5 protein-coding genes and 1 pseudogene are annotated in these 2,583 nt (G+C 74.3%); 4 read left to right on the top strand and 2 right to left on the bottom strand.

The annotated features are described in order from the left end of the window. Together PROKR_RS07360 and PROKR_RS07355 are read right to left on the bottom strand one after the other, a co-directional pair. A partial coding sequence (locus PROKR_RS07360) for a phosphotransferase (RefSeq protein WP_036961347.1) occupies positions 1-273 on the bottom strand: 273 nt, incomplete at its 3' end. 27 nt (positions 274-300) lie between these two features. Next, the gene (locus PROKR_RS07355) at positions 301-672 is read right to left on the bottom strand and encodes a hypothetical protein (RefSeq protein WP_169736350.1); all 372 of its coding nucleotides are present in this window, start codon (positions 670-672) and stop codon (positions 301-303) included. A 77-nt stretch (positions 673-749) separates the two neighbouring features. Here PROKR_RS07355 and PROKR_RS07350 point away from each other — a divergent pair, with 77 nt between their 5' ends. From PROKR_RS07350 to PROKR_RS34215, 4 genes and pseudogenes are all read left to right on the top strand, one after another. Next, positions 750-1,178, top strand: a complete 429-nt coding sequence (locus PROKR_RS07350; RefSeq protein WP_036961341.1) for a GNAT family N-acetyltransferase — start codon at positions 750-752, stop codon at positions 1,176-1,178. After that, a complete protein-coding gene (locus PROKR_RS07345) occupies positions 1,175-1,516 on the top strand; it encodes a hypothetical protein (protein ID WP_036961338.1) in 342 nt (113 codons plus the stop codon). Before PROKR_RS07350 ends, PROKR_RS07345 begins: the two co-directional genes overlap by 4 nt. Continuing rightward, positions 1,513-2,049 (top strand): isochorismatase family protein, encoded by a 537-nt coding sequence (locus tag PROKR_RS07340; RefSeq protein WP_084800299.1) that lies wholly within the window; start codon positions 1,513-1,515, stop codon positions 2,047-2,049. Before PROKR_RS07345 ends, PROKR_RS07340 begins: the two co-directional genes overlap by 4 nt. 218 nt (positions 2,050-2,267) lie before the next feature. After that, positions 2,268-2,583, top strand: a pseudogene (locus tag PROKR_RS34215) (MFS transporter); the annotation flags it as partial.

Raw genomic sequence — 2,583 nt, 5'->3', positions numbered from 1 at the left:
CTCGGCGGGCTCACCGAGGCGCTGCGGCACCGGGACCGGCAGCGGCAGGGCCGGGGCCAGGGCCGGCAACCAGGCGTGCTCCTTGCGCAGCAGCTCGTCCGCCGACTCCGTGGCCCACGGGAGCCGGACGGCGAGCTCGTCACCCAGGCGCCAGAGCTGGTTGTCCCAGCCGCGAGCGCCGAGTTCCAGCGGGAGTTCTGCCAGGTCAGGGTGCTGTTCGCGGAGCAGGTCCCGGATCAGGTCGGCATCGATCACGGTGTCGGCATGCGTCATGCGCAGCCACGGTAGCGGGCTCCGGGATCAGGATCGGTCGTACTGCACGTAGAGCCGTACGATGTCGGTCGCATCGGGCTCGTCCAGCGTCCCGGTCGCGACCACGCCAGTGCAGACCCGGCGGAGGTCGATCAGGCTCCGGACGGGGCAATCCCCGCCCTCGGGCGCCACCTCGTCCGCAAGCGCCGCGCCCGTCATGCCGGCCGGGGCCAGCACGGTCAACTCCTGCCAGCAGCCTCCTGAACCGCAGCCCATGTCCACCGAGGTGACGCGGGCGCCGTCGGGCAGGTCGGGGAAGGTCGACGCGGGTGGCACCGCGGACTCGTCGAGGGCCAGCCGCAGCGGGGGCGCCGCCAGGACCGCGCCGACGAGCACGAGACCCGCGATCACGAGCTTCACCACGTTGCGGGTTCGCAGCATGCCCAGACTCTACGGCCGCTGCCCGACCACCCCGTCCGACTGCATAGGGTGCTCACATGAGCGACGTCCCCTACGTCCTGGTCCCGACCGCCCCCAGCGTCGACGAGTACCTGCACCTGCGCTCGGCCGCCGGCCTGTCCCCCAGGTCCGCCGAGCAGGCCGCGCCCGTGCTGACCGCGAGCTGGGCCTTCTGCCACGTCCGCGAGGCCGCGACGGACCGCGCCGTCGCCATGGGGCGCACGCTCGGCGACGGCGGCTGGTACTTCCACATCGCCGACATCGCGACCCTGCCCGAGCACCGGAGCCGGGGCCTGGGCCGCCGGGTCATGAACTGGCTCCTGGACCAGATCGCGGACCGTGCCCCCGCCGGGGCCTACATCACCCTCAACGCGGACGAGCCGGGCCGGCCCCTGTACCGCAGCCTCGGCTTCGTCGAGACGGCGCCGGCGAGCATCGCGATGCGCCTGGCGCGGCGCGAGCCATGACGTCCAAGCCCCGCGGCCGCACGCCCTGGGTCGTCGTCGCCGCCCTCGTGGCGATCGTCGGTCTGCTGGTCACGCTCGGCGCCTCGCTGTCCGACACCGCCCAGGACCGCTGGGCCTGGCGCCTCGCCGACCTGGACCGCAACGAGCTGCACCTCTCACCGCACCCCGACGCGATCGAGGACGGGACGGTGGTCCAGGAGTCCGCCAGTGACGTGGTTGTCGAGTACTCCCGCGAGGTCCAGGACTGGACCGGGCAGCCCACCAGGGACCCCGACACCGTCTGCTACCGCTTTCCCCTCGCCGACCCCGACAGTTTCAGGGAGGTCTCCTGCCCGTGACCACCGCCGTCCTCCTGATCGATCTCCAGGCCGACGTCGTCCGCGGCTGCTTCGACGCCGACGGCGTCGTCGCCCGTTCCGCCGCCCTCGCGGACCGGGCCCGCGCCGCGGGGACGCCCGTCGTCTGGGTGCAGCACCACGAGCCCGGGCTGGAGCGGGACACGCCGGGCTGGGCCCTCGCGGACGGGCTGGCCCGTCGCCCCGACGAGCCGCTGGTGCACAAGGCGTACCGCGACTCGTTCGCCGAGACCGACCTGGGCGACGTGCTCACCGGGCTCGGCGCCACGCGGCTGGTCGTGGCCGGTGCGCAGTCCGACTTCTGCGTGCGCACCACGACGCAGCGGGCCGCCGCGCTCGGCTACGACGTGACGCTCGTGGGCGACGCGCACACCACCACCGACACCGCGTGGGACGGCGTGCCGATCACCGGCGAGCAGATCGTGGCCCACACCAACATGTACTTCTCCGGGCTGCGGTACCCGGGCGGCACGTTCGGCGTGGCGCGGCACGACGAGGTTCCGCTGGGCGGCTGATCCTGCTAGCGTCCCTGGCAGTCGTCCGGGTCCGCATCGGCCCGGGCACATCGTTCGACTACCGCCCGGTGTCGGGGCGGCGGCAGGGGCGCGTGTCCCGTCCCACCGCAGCCCAGGATGCCCCCAGGCGGGCCACGGGTCGCACCTCAGCACGTCGCAGCACCAGGCGCCGGCGACCCCGGGTGGCCCGTCCCGCCGGACGGCGACGAAGGACACCCATGTCTGCTGCCACCGGCGGCTATCGCGCACTCCTGCGCGCGCCCGGCGCCGCCGCCTTCTTCATCGGCGCCACCTCCGGCCGGGTCGGCATCGCCATGACGGGCCTCGGCCTGGTCTGGCTGCTGCACGACCGCACCGGCTCCTACGCGGCGGCCGGTCTGGCCACCGCCGCCTTCGCCCTCGCGGAGGCGCTCGTGGGCCCGCACCTGGCCCGGCTGGTCGACCGGTTCGGCCAGACCCGCACGCTCCCGCTCTACCTGGTCGCGCACGGCTGCGCCGTCGCCGGCGTCCTGCTGTCGACGACACCGGCCGCCG

The sequence above is a fragment of the Promicromonospora kroppenstedtii DSM 19349 genome (assembly GCF_000515355.1).
GTDB lineage: Bacteria > Actinomycetota > Actinomycetes > Actinomycetales > Cellulomonadaceae > Promicromonospora > Promicromonospora kroppenstedtii.
Note: the sequence above shows the minus strand (reverse complement) of the source record. Positions and strands in the feature narration are given on the sequence as shown.

Excerpts from the sequence above, each read along its gene's own strand:
- PROKR_RS07350 (WP_036961341.1), top strand. The coding sequence starts at position 750 with ATGAGCGACGTCCCCTACGTCCTGGTCCCGACCGCCCCCAGCGTCGAC.
- PROKR_RS07345 (WP_036961338.1), top strand. The coding sequence starts at position 1,175 with ATGACGTCCAAGCCCCGCGGCCGCACGCCCTGGGTCGTCGTCGCCGCC.